Annotated in this window: 14 protein-coding genes; 9 read left to right on the top strand and 5 right to left on the bottom strand. The window is 64.1% G+C overall.

The window, feature by feature from the left end:
* The first annotated feature begins 236 nt into the window (after nucleotides 1–236).
* The 3 genes from HYH07_RS28235 (at nucleotide 237) to HYH07_RS28225 (ending at nucleotide 2,866) form a co-directional block, all read left to right on the top strand.
* Nucleotides 237–1,706, top strand: coding sequence for an AMP nucleosidase (locus HYH07_RS28235; RefSeq protein ID WP_220005531.1), 1,470 nt, complete (start codon nucleotides 237–239; stop codon nucleotides 1,704–1,706).
* 147 nt (nucleotides 1,707–1,853) lie between these two features.
* The gene (locus HYH07_RS28230; protein WP_220005530.1) at nucleotides 1,854–2,489 is read left to right on the top strand and encodes a tetratricopeptide repeat protein; all 636 of its coding nucleotides are present in this window, start codon (nucleotides 1,854–1,856) and stop codon (nucleotides 2,487–2,489) included.
* Nucleotides 2,490–2,590: 101 nt separating this feature from the next.
* The gene (locus HYH07_RS28225) at nucleotides 2,591–2,866 is read left to right on the top strand and encodes a DUF1488 family protein (protein WP_057746200.1); all 276 of its coding nucleotides are present in this window, start codon (nucleotides 2,591–2,593) and stop codon (nucleotides 2,864–2,866) included.
* 198 nt (nucleotides 2,867–3,064) lie between these two features.
* Here HYH07_RS28225 and HYH07_RS28220 read toward each other — a convergent pair whose 3' ends face one another.
* Nucleotides 3,065–3,547, bottom strand: a complete 483-nt coding sequence (locus HYH07_RS28220; protein WP_220005529.1) for a CinA family protein — start codon at nucleotides 3,545–3,547, stop codon at nucleotides 3,065–3,067.
* Nucleotides 3,548–3,767: 220 nt separating this feature from the next.
* Between HYH07_RS28220 and HYH07_RS28215 the strand changes: the two genes are divergently transcribed.
* Genes HYH07_RS28215 through HYH07_RS28205 form a run of 3 tightly spaced genes read left to right on the top strand, consistent with a single transcriptional unit; the run spans nucleotide 3,768 to nucleotide 6,374 of the window.
* Nucleotides 3,768–4,826 (top strand): amidohydrolase family protein, encoded by a 1,059-nt coding sequence (locus HYH07_RS28215; RefSeq protein ID WP_220005528.1) that lies wholly within the window; start codon nucleotides 3,768–3,770, stop codon nucleotides 4,824–4,826.
* Nucleotides 4,827–4,851: 25 nt separating this feature from the next.
* The gene (locus tag HYH07_RS28210) at nucleotides 4,852–5,961 is read left to right on the top strand and encodes an amidohydrolase family protein (RefSeq protein WP_220005527.1); all 1,110 of its coding nucleotides are present in this window, start codon (nucleotides 4,852–4,854) and stop codon (nucleotides 5,959–5,961) included.
* Complete coding sequence (locus HYH07_RS28205) at nucleotides 5,961–6,374, top strand: Rieske (2Fe-2S) protein (RefSeq protein ID WP_220005526.1); 414 nt, start codon at nucleotides 5,961–5,963, stop codon at nucleotides 6,372–6,374. Before HYH07_RS28210 ends, HYH07_RS28205 begins: the two co-directional genes overlap by 1 nt.
* A gap of 120 nt (nucleotides 6,375–6,494) precedes the next feature.
* Here the strand turns inward: HYH07_RS28205 and HYH07_RS28200 are convergent, their stop codons facing one another.
* Together HYH07_RS28200 and HYH07_RS28195 are read right to left on the bottom strand one after the other, a co-directional pair.
* Nucleotides 6,495–7,826, bottom strand: a complete 1,332-nt coding sequence (locus HYH07_RS28200; RefSeq protein WP_220005525.1) for an MFS transporter — start codon at nucleotides 7,824–7,826, stop codon at nucleotides 6,495–6,497.
* A gap of 143 nt (nucleotides 7,827–7,969) precedes the next feature.
* Nucleotides 7,970–8,863 (bottom strand): transcriptional regulator GcvA, encoded by an 894-nt coding sequence (locus HYH07_RS28195; RefSeq protein ID WP_220005524.1) that lies wholly within the window; start codon nucleotides 8,861–8,863, stop codon nucleotides 7,970–7,972.
* 110 nt (nucleotides 8,864–8,973) lie between these two features.
* Between HYH07_RS28195 and HYH07_RS28190 the strand changes: the two genes are divergently transcribed.
* Together HYH07_RS28190 and HYH07_RS28185 are read left to right on the top strand one after the other, a co-directional pair.
* Nucleotides 8,974–9,177: a DUF1127 domain-containing protein gene (locus tag HYH07_RS28190; RefSeq protein ID WP_220005523.1), complete on the top strand. Its 204-nt coding sequence runs from the start codon at nucleotides 8,974–8,976 to the stop codon at nucleotides 9,175–9,177.
* A 67-nt stretch (nucleotides 9,178–9,244) separates the two neighbouring features.
* Complete coding sequence (locus tag HYH07_RS28185) at nucleotides 9,245–9,868, top strand: GNAT family N-acetyltransferase (RefSeq protein WP_220005522.1); 624 nt, start codon at nucleotides 9,245–9,247, stop codon at nucleotides 9,866–9,868.
* 210 nt (nucleotides 9,869–10,078) lie between these two features.
* On the opposite strand, the gene HYH07_RS28180 is transcribed toward HYH07_RS28185, so the two are convergent.
* Both HYH07_RS28180 and HYH07_RS28175 read right to left on the bottom strand, forming a co-directional pair.
* Nucleotides 10,079–10,909: an enoyl-CoA hydratase gene (locus HYH07_RS28180; RefSeq protein ID WP_220005521.1), complete on the bottom strand. Its 831-nt coding sequence runs from the start codon at nucleotides 10,907–10,909 to the stop codon at nucleotides 10,079–10,081.
* 131 nt (nucleotides 10,910–11,040) lie between these two features.
* Nucleotides 11,041–11,742, bottom strand: coding sequence for an SDR family NAD(P)-dependent oxidoreductase (locus HYH07_RS28175; protein ID WP_220005520.1), 702 nt, complete (start codon nucleotides 11,740–11,742; stop codon nucleotides 11,041–11,043).
* A gap of 234 nt (nucleotides 11,743–11,976) precedes the next feature.
* Here HYH07_RS28175 and HYH07_RS28170 point away from each other — a divergent pair, with 234 nt between their 5' ends.
* Nucleotides 11,977–13,761 (top strand): acyl-CoA dehydrogenase family protein, encoded by a 1,785-nt coding sequence (locus HYH07_RS28170; protein ID WP_220005519.1) that lies wholly within the window; start codon nucleotides 11,977–11,979, stop codon nucleotides 13,759–13,761.
* The last annotated feature ends 7 nt before the right edge of the window (nucleotides 13,762–13,768 follow it).

Genomic DNA, 13,768 nt, shown 5'->3' with positions numbered 1-13,768 from the left:
TTAGCGCGCATCCGGGATCTGGAGCGGCAGACTGGCTGTCATCGCCCGGCTTGACCGGGCGATCCAGTATTCCAGAGACAGTCGTGGTTGACTCGAGAGGCCGCGGCGTACTGGATGCCCCGGCCAAGCCGGGGCATGACAGCAGTGCGTGTGACAGGCAATCTACCCTTCGCTGACGATTGCCCACGTTGTTGCTATAGTTCGACTCACGTTCCCAAAACCTGGCCGGTCGAACAATGCAGTCTCTACCCTCCATCGCCACCAAATCCTTCTCCGACGCATCCGCGGCCGTCGCCCGCCTCGAGGAGATCTACGAGCGCAATACCAAATTCCTGCGCGACCGGTTCGAGGCCTATGTCTCGGGTGAAGCGATCACGACGCGGGTGCGGGCCTATTATCCTTTCGTCCGTCTCACCACGGCGACGCATGCGCGGCTGGATTCGCGTCTCTCCTACGGCTTTGTCGCGGGACCCGGTGTGCACGAGACCAGCGTGACGCGGCCGGATCTGTTTCGGGCCTATCTTACCGAACAGATCGGCTTGTTGATCCAGAACCACGGCGTGCCCGTCGAGATCGGTGAATCCGCCGAGCCGATCCCGATCCACTTCGCCTATCGCCGTGACATCAACATCGAGGCGGCCATCACCACCAGCGAGAACTCGTCGGTGACGCGATCATTGCGCGACGCGTTCGACGTGCCTGATCTCGCCACCATGGACGATTCCATCGCCGACGGTACGTTCCAGCTTCAGGCAGGCGCGCCCGAGCCGCTCTCGCTGTTCCGCGCCGCCCGCGTCGACTACTCGCTGCGCCGGCTCTACCACTACACCGGCACGGACCCCGAGCATTTCCAGAACTTTGTGATCTTCACCAATTACCAGTTCTACGTCGATGCCTTCGCGCAAGCGTGCCAGCAGCGGCTCCAGTCCGGCGAAGCCGGGCTCGACGCGTTCGTTGCACCCGGCAACGTCATCACGCGCGCTGACGGAAGCACGACCGGGGTCGCGCCCGCGCGCACGCCGAACATGCCGGCCTTCCATCTGGTCGCGCCTGACTGTCGCGGCATCACGCTGATCAATATCGGCACCGGTCCCTCCAATGCGCGCAATGTCACCGATCACGTCGCGGTGCTGCGGCCGCATGCCTGGCTGATGCTCGGGCACTGCGCGGGCCTCCGCAACACGCAGCGGCTCGGCGATTACGTGCTTGCGCATGGCTATGTGCGCGAGGACCATGTGCTCGATCGCGAGTTGCCGCCGTGGGTGCCGATCCCGGCGCTGGCCGAGATGCAGGTCGCGCTGGAGCAAGCGGTTGAGGACGTCACGGGTCTGGAAGGTTTCGAGCTCAAGCGATTGATGCGCACCGGTACGGTCGCCAGCGTCGACAACCGCAATTGGGAAATCTCCGGCCGAGAGGTCATCCGCCGCCTGTCGCAATCGCGCGCCGTCGCGCTCGATATGGAATCGGCTGCGATCGCCGCCAACGGTTACCGCTTCCGCGTGCCCTACGGCACGCTGCTCTGCGTCTCAGACAAGCCGCTCCACGGCGAGATCAAGCTCGCGGGCATGGCCAGCGAATTCTATCGCGCCCGGGTCGGCCAGCATCTCGAGATCGGCCTGAAGGCGCTCGAGCGGCTCAAGCAGCAGGAATCGGAGCGGCTGCATTCGCGCAAGCTTCGCAGCTTTGCCGAGGTCGCGTTCCAGTAAATCGATCGGAGCTGCCCCAACAACGGCAGCACGCCTGTCGTACCGAGCTCGTCGTATGCTCGCGTGCGTGCCCGCGGGGAATATCCCTGCCGAAGCAGGGTTATCATCTCGTCCGGGGCGTGTTCGAGCAGATATCAGGAGACCATAATGGTCAGTCCGAACATCAGGCTTGCCGTTCGCGGCGCATATCTTGCGGCGCTCATTGCCACAGCCGGATCTGCACCTGTCTGGGCAGCAGGAGGCGGAGGCGGCGGCGGAGGCGGTGGCGGTGGAGGTGGAGGCGGTATGGATCCCTTCGCCCACCCCTCTTCCAGCCAGAGTACGCCGGCCCCGACCTATCCGTCGCGCAGCGGCACCAAGGCCACCCAGAAGGGCAAGAAGGCCAATAACCAGTCGAGTATCGATGATCCGGCCTTTGCCGCAGGCTACCGCGTGGCCTACGACACCATCTATGAGCGCAACGACTACCTTGCTGCGATCGCGCAGTTGAAGTCACTCGGCCACGACGACAATGCGAATGTCGCCAACCTGATCGGTTACTCCTACCGCAAGCTCGGTGACTACAAGCAATCACAGATCTGGTACGAGCACGCGCTGAAGATCGACCCGAACCACGTGCTAACCTGGCAATATTATGGCCTGTGGCAGCTCGAGCAGGGCAATCGCGAGCAAGCGATGTTCCATCTCAACCGGATCGCGGCCATTTGCGGGACGGACTGCGACGAGTACAAGTCACTGGCAGCAGCACTGAGCAAGCCCACCGGTACAGCTCTCGCGTACTGAAGCCGGCCGGTCAGGCCAGCTGTGAGCCGCCCGCCACCTGTGGGGTGACAAGTCAGGCGAATTTCAGCATTGTCCCGTTCGGGGGCGAACGGGACAATTGGATGCCGCTGACGCGCGACAGGATCATCGGCCACGACCTCGAACGTCTGGCCTTCCGCTTCACCATGCTCAACGATGGTGACGTTGTGGATTGCCAGATCAGCGACGCCGCGATGGACGAGCTCGCGGGCATGCAGGGCACCGAAAGCAGCGCCCGGCAAGCGCAGTTCTTGTCCTTGCGCGAAACCATCGAGCGGATCGCGTCAGATCTCTATGACGAGGCGCCGCGGTTCAAAGGCCATGTGGTGCGGATTTTTGTGCGGCATTTGGGAAGGTGAGGTCGGTCCTTGCCTCGAGAAATACGGCCTCTCCGTCATCCTGAGGTGCGAGTGGCGCGATGCGAAGCATCGCGCCGGGAGCCTCGAAGGATGCACGGCCGAGATGCAGCCGGGCCGTCGTCCTTCGAGGCTCCCCTTGCGGTGCAAGGGGAGCACCTCAGGATGGAGACTACTGAAAGCGTGGTCGCTGGCAACCGCTCACCCCTCCAGCTTCCTCAACAACAACTTCAGCGCCGTCGCCGCGAACATCTGCATGTTGGCGAGGCGATCATTGCTGTCCGTCTCCAGCGTCATCACCTCCGTCGCAGACCCCGCGACCGCCATGCAGCTGTGGCCGGCGGCATCGCCGTAGCGGTTGCCGGTGGGGCCGGCTGCGCCGGTCTCGGACAGGCCCCAGTCGGAGCTGAAGCGGCCGCGCATCTGCTCGGCGAGGAGTTTTGCGTAGGGCTCCGAGGATGAGCGGAAGCCTTTCATCCCCTCGTCCGAAATATCCATCAGCACGCGTCTGGCGTCGCGGGTGTAGACCACGGCGCCGCCGAGGAAATAGGCGGAGGCGCCAGGCACCGCGAGCAGGCTTGCCGCGATCAGGCCGCCGGCCGAGGATTCCGCAACCGCAATCGTCTGTTTGCGCGCGATCAGTTTCGCTGCCACCTGTTCCGCAATGCCGACGAGCTCTTTCATCCTCTCCCCCTTGTTCCCTTCGCAACCGAGCTCAGCCTTCCTAGCATATGACAGCAGCGTTGGCCGAGTTGCGGGCGAGGGGCAGGCCTGCTTGAATGGCTGACAAGGCGGAGCGGCGAAGAGCCGCCCGGGAGCGAAGCGGCGAAGAGCCGCCCGGGAGCGAAGCGGCCAAGCGCCGCCCGCGACGAGACCGACGAGGAAACGTGAGAAGGGAGACGTCATGGCGTCCCTGATCGCCGGTGGGGTGGATTGCGATGTGCATCCAGCCGTGCCGCATCTGACCAGCCTGCTGCCCTACCTGAACGACTATTGGCGCGACCAGGTGACGACGCGCGGCATGGTCGACCTCGTTTCGCAATCCTATCCGAAGAATTCGCCGATCGTGGCGCGACCCGATTGGCGTCCCGAGACCGGCAAGCCGGGCGAAAGCCTCGAGGATATGCAGCGCCATGTGCTCGATCCCTTCCAGCTCAAGCACGCCATCTGCAATCCGCTTTACGGCGTGCAGATGGTGTTCTCGGAGGACATGCAGGCCGCCTTCTGCCGCGCGCTGAATGAATGGCTCGCCAGGGAATGGCTCGATCGTGACTCCCGGCTGCGCGGCTCGATCGTGATCCCGATGCAAAGCATCGAGAAATCCGTCGCCGAAATCGAGCGCTGCGCAGAAGACAAGCGCTTCGTGCAGGTGCTGGTGCTTGTGATGGGCGACACGCCGCTCGGAAAGCGCGCGCTGTGGCCGATTTATGAGGCCGCGGAACGGCTCGACCTCCCCGTCGGCATCCACGCCGGTTCCGCCTATCACAATCCGCCGACCGCGGTCGGTTGGGGGTCCTATCACATCGAGGATTATGTCGGTCAGGCGCAGGCGTTCCAGACCCAGCTCACCAGCCTGATCGTCGAGGGCGTGTTCGCAAAATATCCGCGGCTGAAGATGGTGATGCTGGAGTCGGGCGTGTCCTGGATCTCGCCTTTTCTCTGGCGGCTGCAGAAGTTCTGGCGCGGGGTGCGGATGGAGACGCCCTGGGTCGATCGCGCGCCGCTCGAGATTGTGCGCAGCAACATCCGCTTCTCATTACAGCCATTTGATGCGCCGCTGGAACCCGAGACATTAATTCGCCTGTTTGATCATATGCAGTCCGACGAATTGGTCCTATTCTCCACGGACTATCCGCACTGGCAGTTTGACGGCCAGGATGCGCTGCCCGAGGGTCTCACCCCTGATCTCGTGCGCAAGATCATGATCGACAATCCGCATGCTACCTATCCCCGCCTGAAATGAGCCCGCTGCCAAAGGAGGCAAGGCGATGAATATCCAGTTCCGCGAGAGCACCGAAACGTCCTCCCCCTTGACGACCAAGACCGCGATCGCGGACTGCGACATCCATCCGGCACGCGCGACCCGGACCGAGCTTTATCCCTACCTCGCCAAACGCTGGCAGCATCATCTCGAGATCTACGGCGTCCATGCCTATCAGGGCATGATGGAAGGCCCGCCCTATCCGAAGGCCCAGCCCAACGCCTCGCGCCGCGATGCCTATCCTCCCGAAGGCGGCCCGCAGGGCTCTTCGCTCTCCTTCATGCAGAAGCAGCTGCTCGATCCCAACAATGTGCAGCTCGGTGTGCTCAATCCGCTCAACACCGGGCAGGGCATCCGCAATCATGAGCTCTCGGCGGCGCTGTGTTCCGCGATCAACGATTGGCAGATCGACAAATGGACCAGCAAGGACAAGCGCCTGAAGGCGTCCATTGTCGTGGGCAATGAGGACGGCCTGTCGGCCGCTGCGGAGATTCGCGAGCGCGCCGGCGACAAGAACTTCGTCCAGGTGCTGCTGCTCAGCCGCAATGTCGAGCCGCTCGGCCAGCGCCGCTATTGGCCGATCTATCAAGCCGCGGAAGAGGCGGGGCTTCCGGTCGGCGTGCACGCCTTCGGCTTCGGCGGCAACCCGATCACGCCATCAGGCTGGCCGTCCTATTACATCGAGGAGATGGTGGGCCACTCGCAGTGCCAGCAATCGGCGCTGGCGAGCCTGGTGCTGGAAGGCGTGTTCGAACGCTTCCCGAAGCTGAAGATGGTGATGATCGAGGCCGGCTTCGGCTGGGCGCCGTCGCTGGCGTGGCGGCTCGACAAGGTCTGGCAACGGCTGCGCAGCGAGGTGCCGCATGTAAAGCGGCCGCCGTCCGAATATATCCGCGAGCAGGTGTGGTGGACCACGCAGCCGATGGAAGATCCCGAAAGGCGCGAGGATCTGTTCGACGTCATCAAATGGATCGGCTGGGACCGGCTGTTGTTCGCGACCGACTATCCGCATTGGGATTATGACGAGCCGTCGCGGGTGCTGCCGGCAGGCGTGAGCGAGGCCAATCGCGAAGCGTTCTATCTCGGCAATGCCAAGAAGCTGTACGGGATTGCTTGATGGCGCGGCATGTGGTTGCCGCGGTCGATGAATTGCCGCCCGGCACGCGAAAATTTCTCGAGATCGACGGCCGGCCGATCGCGGTCTTCAACATCAAGGGCGAGTATTTCGGCCTGATGAACCGCTGCCCGCATCAGGGCGCTGCGTTGTGCGAGGGGCCGCTGATCGGCCTCGCGCAGTCAAAGGATCCCGGCGAGATCGAGTACACCAAACTCGGTGAGATCATCCGCTGCCCGTGGCACGGCTGGGAGTTCGACATCCGCACCGGCCAATCCTATTGCGATCCCCGCCGCTTTCGCGTGAAAGCCTATCCCGCCCATGTCGAGTCGGGCGCAAGCGTGGTGAAGGGACCCTATGTCGCCGAGACGATTCCCGTGAAGGTCGAGAGCGACTACGTGGTGGTGGAGTTGTAAGTCTCCGCCGTCATTCCGGGGCGCGCGTAGCGCGAGCCCGGAATCCATTTCTCCCAGCACTCCAGTCGCACGATGGATTCCGGGCTCGCCTCTTCGAGGCGCCCCGGAATGACACTGGCTTTAATGCCCCGCCATCGGCTCGACGACCGGATCATACGTCGGCACCGCCTTGCCGCCGCCGCGATAGACGATCGAGGCCGCGATGATACCCAGCAGCGCCGCGAACATCAGCCAGGCGCCGGGCATGGCCTTGTTGCCGGTCTGCTCGATCAGCCAGGTCGAGGCGAACGGCGTGAAGGTGCCGAACAGCGCGGCTGCGAGCGCGAAGGCCAGCGAGAAGCAGGTTGTGCGCACATGCGCCGGCACGATCTCGACCAGTGCGCCGAGCATGGTGCCGCTATACATGCCGAAATAGAACGAGAACATCATCTCGACCGCGAGCAGCTTGCCGAAGGTCGGTGCCGCCACCAGCCAGCTCAGCGCCGGATAGGCGGTGAGCAACGCAAGCGTCGCGATCCCGATCAGCACCGGCTTGCGGCCGATGCGGTCGGACAGCGCACCGCCCACCGGGTTCCAGATGAAATTGGTGACGGCGACGAGCAACGTCACCAGCAGCGCATCCTGCGTCGACAGCTTCAGCACGGTCTTGCCGAAGGTCGGCGTGTACACCGTCACGAAGTAGAACGTCGTCGTGGTCAGGATCGCGATCATCATGCCGAGGATGACGATCCGCCAATTGGCGAGCGCGGAAGCGAATACTTGGCTCGCGGTCGGGTGCTTCTTCATGGCGAGGAACGCCGGCGTTTCCTCCAGCGTGCGCCGCAGGAAGAAGATCAAGGGAATGATCAGGCAACCGACGAAGAAGGGAATGCGCCAGCCCCAGGACGCGACCGTGTCGGCCGGCATCAGCTCGGACAGGATGTAGCCGAGGATCGAGGCGACGAAGATCGCGACCTGCTGGCTCGACGACTGGAACGAAGTGTAGAAACCGCGATTGCCGGGTGTCGAAATCTCAGCGAGATAGACCGACACGCCGCCGAGCTCGACACCGGCGGAGAAGCCCTGCAGCAAACGGCCGATCAGCACGATGACGGGCGCTGCGATGCCGATCGTGGCGTAGCTCGGACAGAAGGCGATGACGACGGTGCCGACCGCCATGATGCCGAGCGTGACGATCAGGCCCTGACGGCGGCCGATGCGATCGATGTAAGCGCCGAGGACGATTGCGCCGACAGGGCGCATCAACGCCCCGAGCCAGAACACACCGAAGGTGTTGAGCAGCGACGCGGTCTCGTTGGTCGAGGGGAAGAACGCCTTGCCGATAGCGGCGGCATAGAATCCGAACAGGAAGAAGTCGAACTGCTCGAGGAAATTGCCCGATGTCGCGCGCAGGATCGCGCCGATGCGCGACTTGATTGCGGGCGGATTTGATGATGCTGCTGGTCCAGCCATTGACGTTGCTCCCCTGAAGACGTGGCCGGACCGGAACTCATTTTCACGGCGCGGCGACAGATTGTTGCTGCGACAACCTGTCTACCCCTTCTCGCGCGCCGCGAGGCGAGTCAATCAGTTTTCCGGGGGAAGTTGATGATTTTTCAGGCTTTATTCTGCGTTGCAGCGATCATCCATTGGCGGAAGGCAGCAAGCTTCGGCGCCTCGCGACGGCCCTCCGGCGAAACCAGATAGAAGCCGGCATCGGCCGGCAGCGCGATCTTGAAGGGAACCACCAGCCGGCCCTTGGCGATGTCGTCCTGCACGTAGGACGTGCGTCCCATCGCCACGCCCATGCCATCGATCGCCGCCTGGACCGTCATCAAGGTCATGTCGAAGGTGATGCCGGGCTGTCGCGAGATGTTGGTTGAAAGCCCCGCTGCCGTCAGCCAGAGGCGCCAATCGTCGCTGGTGGTGGTATGCAGCAGGACGTGGTCCTTCAGGTCCTCAGGCGTGCGCAGCGATTTGTCGCCGCGGAGCAGTGAAGGGCTGCACACCGGAAACAGCTCGTCCGCCATCAGCCAGTCGGCGCGTACGCCCGGCCATTGGCCTCGGCCGTAGCGGATCGCGGCATCCACATTGTCGCGCTGGAAGTCGACGAGGCTGGTCGAGGTGGTGATGCGGACGTCGATGCCGGGATGCGCCTCCTGGAAATCGCTCAGGCGCGGCAGCAGCCATTTCGCAGCGAGCGAAGCGATCGTCGAGACGGTCAGAACCTTGTCGTCGTCCTTGCGCAGCAACCGGTCGGTGGCGAGGCGGAGATCGTTGAAGGCGGCGCGAACGCCGGGCAGGTAGTCGCGCGCTTCCGGCGTCAGCGCGAGCGCGCGGTTCTGCCGGATGAACAGGCGGATGCCGAGCTCCTCCTCAAGGCGCCGGATCTGATGGCTGATCGCGGTCTGGGTCACGTTCAGCTCGGATGCGGCCACCGTGAAGCTGAGATGGCGCGCGGCGGCCTCGAACGCCCGTAATCCGTTCAGGGATGGCAATCTGGCAGTCATTTGGCAGCAGGATGCATGAGTTTATTTCATGCGAATAGGTACAAATTGTCGTTTGTCGCGGCGCAGTGGGAAGCAGATATTAGCCCTCAAGTTAGCTCAAGGAGCTCAACATGTCTACTTTGACCCAGAATTCGATGACAAATCATCATGCACCCGGGCTGCTCTACCAGATCGGCGAAACGCTCCACATCTGGCACGAGCGCTACCGGACCCGGCGCGAACTGACCAACTGGACCGCCCGCGATCTGCACGACGTCGGCCTGTCCTGGACCGACATTGCCTACGAGGTCGACAAACCCTTCTGGCGGGCCTGATAGGCCGCCAGGCCGGCGCCGCCTGATCACGGGGGCGCCGGAGGTCCCTCTTTTGAGGTCGCGTGTCATGAGCAGCTATCGCCTGGAAGACCTGAAGCAATATTCGGATACGCTGCGGACCCGCCAGGGAGAGGCGGTCAGACTCCGCTTCGTCGAGCCGCGCGATACCGACGAGCTTCAGCACTATTTCCGGTCGCTCACGACACGCTCCCGCTACAACCGCTTCTTCGGCGCGATCAGCGAGCTGCCGAAGGGCCTGCTGAGCGAGTTTCTCGATGTCGGCGCGCGCGAGCGCTTCACCGTGGTCGCGACCAAGATGGTCGATGGCTTCGAGACCATCATTGCCGAGGCGCGCTACGCCTTCCACGCCGAAACGGCGACGCTCGAATTCGGCCTGTCGGTCGACGACCGCTGGCAGGGGCACGGCATCGCCACCGCGCTGATGAAGAACCTCGAATGCCGCGCTGCCGCGCTTCAAGCCGAGCACATGTTCGGCGACACGCTGCGCTCCAACGAAACCATGATCTCGCTGGCACGCAAATCCGGCTTTGCCTTCGTCAATCACCCCGATGACTGGAAGCTGGTGCGCTTCGACAAGGAGATCCATGTCGCGCCGCAGGACATTCCCTGCGCGAGCTGGCGTCTCGCCGCCCTTTCCCGTCAGGCCGAACGCCCCTCAGCCTCGGCCTGACACCACTCGGTGCCCGGCCTGGCCAAGCCAGCGCCGGGCATTTTTTTGGCGTGCTCATTCCGTCATCCTGAGGTGCGAGTGGCGCGATGCGATGCATCGTGCCGGGAGCCTCGAAGGATGAGCGGCCCCGATGCATCCGGGCCGTCGCCCTTCGAGGCTCGCCGAAGAGGCGAGCACCTCAGGGTGATGGTCTACGATTTTCTAACGCTGCTACTTCCCCGTGAACACCGCCTTGCGCTTCTCGATAAACGCCTGCACCGCCTCCTTGTGATCGGCGGTCGTGGTGAGACGGATCAATCGCTCGGCCTCGTGATCGCGCGCCGTCTCGAAATCGAACAGCAGGGCCTCATCGAGATTGTCCTTCATGTAACGCAGCGCCAGGCGCGGGCCTTCGGCGAGAGACTTTGCCAATGCGAATGCTTCGGTCTGCAGCTTGTCGTCGGGCACGACGCGGTTGACGAGGCCGATTGTCTCGGCGCGCGCCGCGTCGACGCGGTCGCCGGTGAACAGCAGCTCGCGCGCCCGTGCGGTGCCGACCAGGCGGGTGAGCAGCCAGGCGATGCCGTAGTCACCGCTCAGCGCGATGCGGGCATAGCCGGTGGCGACAAAGGCCGATTGCGCGGCGATGCGGATATCGCAGGCCATGGCAATCGCCAGCCCGGCGCCGACCGCAGGGCCGGGCAGGGCGGCGATGGTCGGCTTGCGCACCGACACCAGCGCGCCGGTGAGCAGCCGCTGCCGCTCCTGGAGATCGGCTACCTTCTCGTCAAAGGACATTTCCAGCTTCTTCGGATCGCGATGCGCGCCCATGCCCTTGACGTTGCCGCCGGCGCAGAACGCCTCGCCCGCGCCGGTGATGAGCAGCGCACCGACATCCGGGCTCTCGCCGCAGGTGCGGATCATGGTGCGCAGCGCCGGGGTCAGCGTGTCCGACAGCGAATTGCGCGCCTCCGGCCGGTTCAGCGTGATCACGGCGACGCGGTCGCGGATGACGCAGAGGAGTTCATTGGTGCCGGTGTCGATGGTGGTCTCGGTGGTCATTGACCCTCCCTTTATTTTTTCATTGCGAGCTCTCGTAGGGTGGGCAAAGCGAAGCGTGCCCACCATTGGTTCTTGATCTCGAGATCGTGGGCACGGCGCTAGGCGCCTTTGCCCACCAAACGGCAGCTCGTTCAAAACTTCTCCACCCAGGGCCGCAGCTCGAGCTCCCAGCTCCAGGCGCTGCGCGGCTGCTGCAACACGTTCCAGTAGCTCTCGGCGATGGCATCGGGATCCAGCATCGAATCCGGCTTGTCCGCTGCCTCCGTGCGTGTCGCACTGCGGATGCCGCCGTCGATCACGAAATGCGCGACATGGATGCCTTGCGGCGACAATTCGCGTGCCATGCTCTGCGCGAGGCCGCGCAGCGCGAACTTGCCCATCGCGAACGGGGCGGATTGCGCATAGCCCTTGACGCTGGCCGAGGCGCCGGTGAACAGGATCGCGCCGTGCTGGTTCGGCACCATGCGCTTGGCGGCCTGCTGCGCCACCAGGAAGCCGCCATAGGCGCTGACCGCGATGGCATTCGCGACATCGGTCGGGACCAGCTCGACGAACGGCCCGCGCGAACGGCCAGAGGCGTTGTAAACGACGAGGTCGGGCGTGCCGATCTCGCGCTCGACCAGGCCAAACAGGCGCTCGACCTCCTCAGGCTCGGTGGCGTTGCAGGCATAGGCCTTCGCGCCGGTCTCGCTGCACAATGCGCCCAGCTTCTCGATCTTGCGCGCGGCCAGCGCGACGCGGATGCCTTGCGCCGACAGCAGCCGTGCCAGCGAGGCGCTCAGGCCTGCGCCGGCGCCGACGATGAGCGCGATCGTGTATTTCGGAGGTTCCATGATGTGATCTCTCGGGGACGGGACGCCGTTGATCTAGGCATCCGCCGTGCGGACAGCCAGCCGGCCCCATGGGCCTGCCGATCACAATTCCGCAGAGCGAATTGCTCCTTCACGGCAATCATGCCTCCCTGACAATTTGCAGCTTTATCGCCTCTCGCGACGGGAGCATGATCGACATCATCTCAAGCGGCAAGCGATAAGAACTGCCGCCGGGCGGAAACGAAGAGGACGATCATGCACAAGTCGGTCACAGCGCAGCCGAAAAGTGCCGCGGCCGCACCTTCCGGCCTGCTGGCGGCCGACACGTCAGGCATGAATTTCTACCGTGCCGATCCGGCGCTGACGGACCTCCTGCGCATCCATCTGCCGGATAATCTGTTTCGCCACATCGAGCCGCATCTCGGCCGCCTCGGCGAGCTCGCCGGCGGCCGTCTCGATGAATGCGCGCGGCTGGCCGACCGGCACACGCCGATATTGCATCAGCGCGACAAGTTCGGCCGCGACGTGCAGTGGATCGAATATCACCCGGCCTATCGCGAGCTGGAGAACGCCGCCTTCGGCGAATTCGGCATCCACGCGCTGTCGAACGCCAAGGGCATCATGGGCTGGCCCGACAAATATCCTGTCGTCGCCAAGCATGCTTTCACGTTTCTGTTCAACCAGACCGAATTCGGCATGGGCTGCCCGATCAATGTGACCGATGGCTGCGCCAAATTGCTTTCGAATTTCGGCAGTGAGGCGCTGAAGGCAAAATATCTCGATGGCCTGACCTCGACCGACATGAGCAAGCTGACGCAGGGCGGCCAATTCATGACGGAGAAGGAAGGCGGCTCCGACGTCGGCATGCTCACCACGCGCGCGGTGCAGGAGGGCGATCACTGGCGCCTCTACGGCGAGAAATGGTTCTGCTCGAATGCGGACGCCAAGGTCGTGATGCTGCTGGCGCGCCCGGAGGGCGCCGGCCCCGGCACGCGCGGCGTCGGCCTGTTCCTGATGCCGCGCTTCCTCGATGACGACGCGCAGAACCACTATCGGATCGTGCGTCTGAAGGACAAGCTCGGCACCCGCTCGATGGCCTCGGGCGAGATCAAGCTCGAAGGCGCGATCGCCTATGCGGTCGGCAAGCTCGACCGCGGCTTCGTGCAGATGGCCGAGATGGTGAACTCGTCGCGGCTCTCCAATGGCGTCAAGTCGACCGCGCTGATGCGCCGCGCCTATCATGATGCGATGACGGTGGCGACGAACCGCGTCGTGTTCGGCAGCCGCATCATCGATCTGCCGCTCGGCCGTCGCCAGATGCTGAAGATCATGCTGCCGGTCGAGCAGGCGCTGTCGATGAGCTTTCTCACCGCAGACGCGCTCGACCGCGCCGAAGCCGGCAGCCAGGACGCGGCGGCGCTGCTGCGCATCCTGACGCCAACCTTGAAATTCCGCGCCACGCGTGACGCGCGAAAAGTCTGCGGCGATGCGCTCGAGATGCGCGGCGGCATCGGCTATATCGAGGAATTCGCCACCCCGCGCCTGCTGCGCGATGCGCATCTCGGCTCGGTCTGGGAAGGCACCGGCAACATCGTCGCGATCGACGCGCTCAGGCGCGCGGTCGGCCGCCATGGTGCCGAATCCGCGCTCGCGGCCGATCTGCATGCGCGGCTCGATGACAGTGCCTCGGTGCCGCAGGCCTGGCGCGACAATCTGCGCGGCTTCGTCGATCGTGCGGTCCACTTCGCGCGCGAGGTCGCCGGCAAGTCCGAGAACGAGGCCGAGGCGCGGCGCGCCACGAGCCTGCTCTATCATGTCGCCAGCGCAGTGGCGCTCGCCTGGGAGGCGCATCGCATCCACGACAGGCGCGGCGATGCGCGCCGGTTGCTGCTGTCGCGGCTGGTGATCGACCATCGCGTGTCGCCGAGCGATCCGTTCCGGCTGACGGAAAATGCTGTGCAGGCGAAGATCGGATCGCTTCTGCTCGGCGACAGCTCGGCCGGCATGAGCGAGGTTGGCGAACTCGTTCTGGCAGCGTAGGCTCTTT

The organism is Bradyrhizobium sp. BR 10261, assembly GCF_019455395.1.
In the GTDB taxonomy this organism is placed as follows: Bacteria; Pseudomonadota; Alphaproteobacteria; order Rhizobiales; family Xanthobacteraceae; genus Bradyrhizobium; species Bradyrhizobium manausense.
Note: the sequence above shows the minus strand (reverse complement) of the source record. Positions and strands in the feature narration are given on the sequence as shown.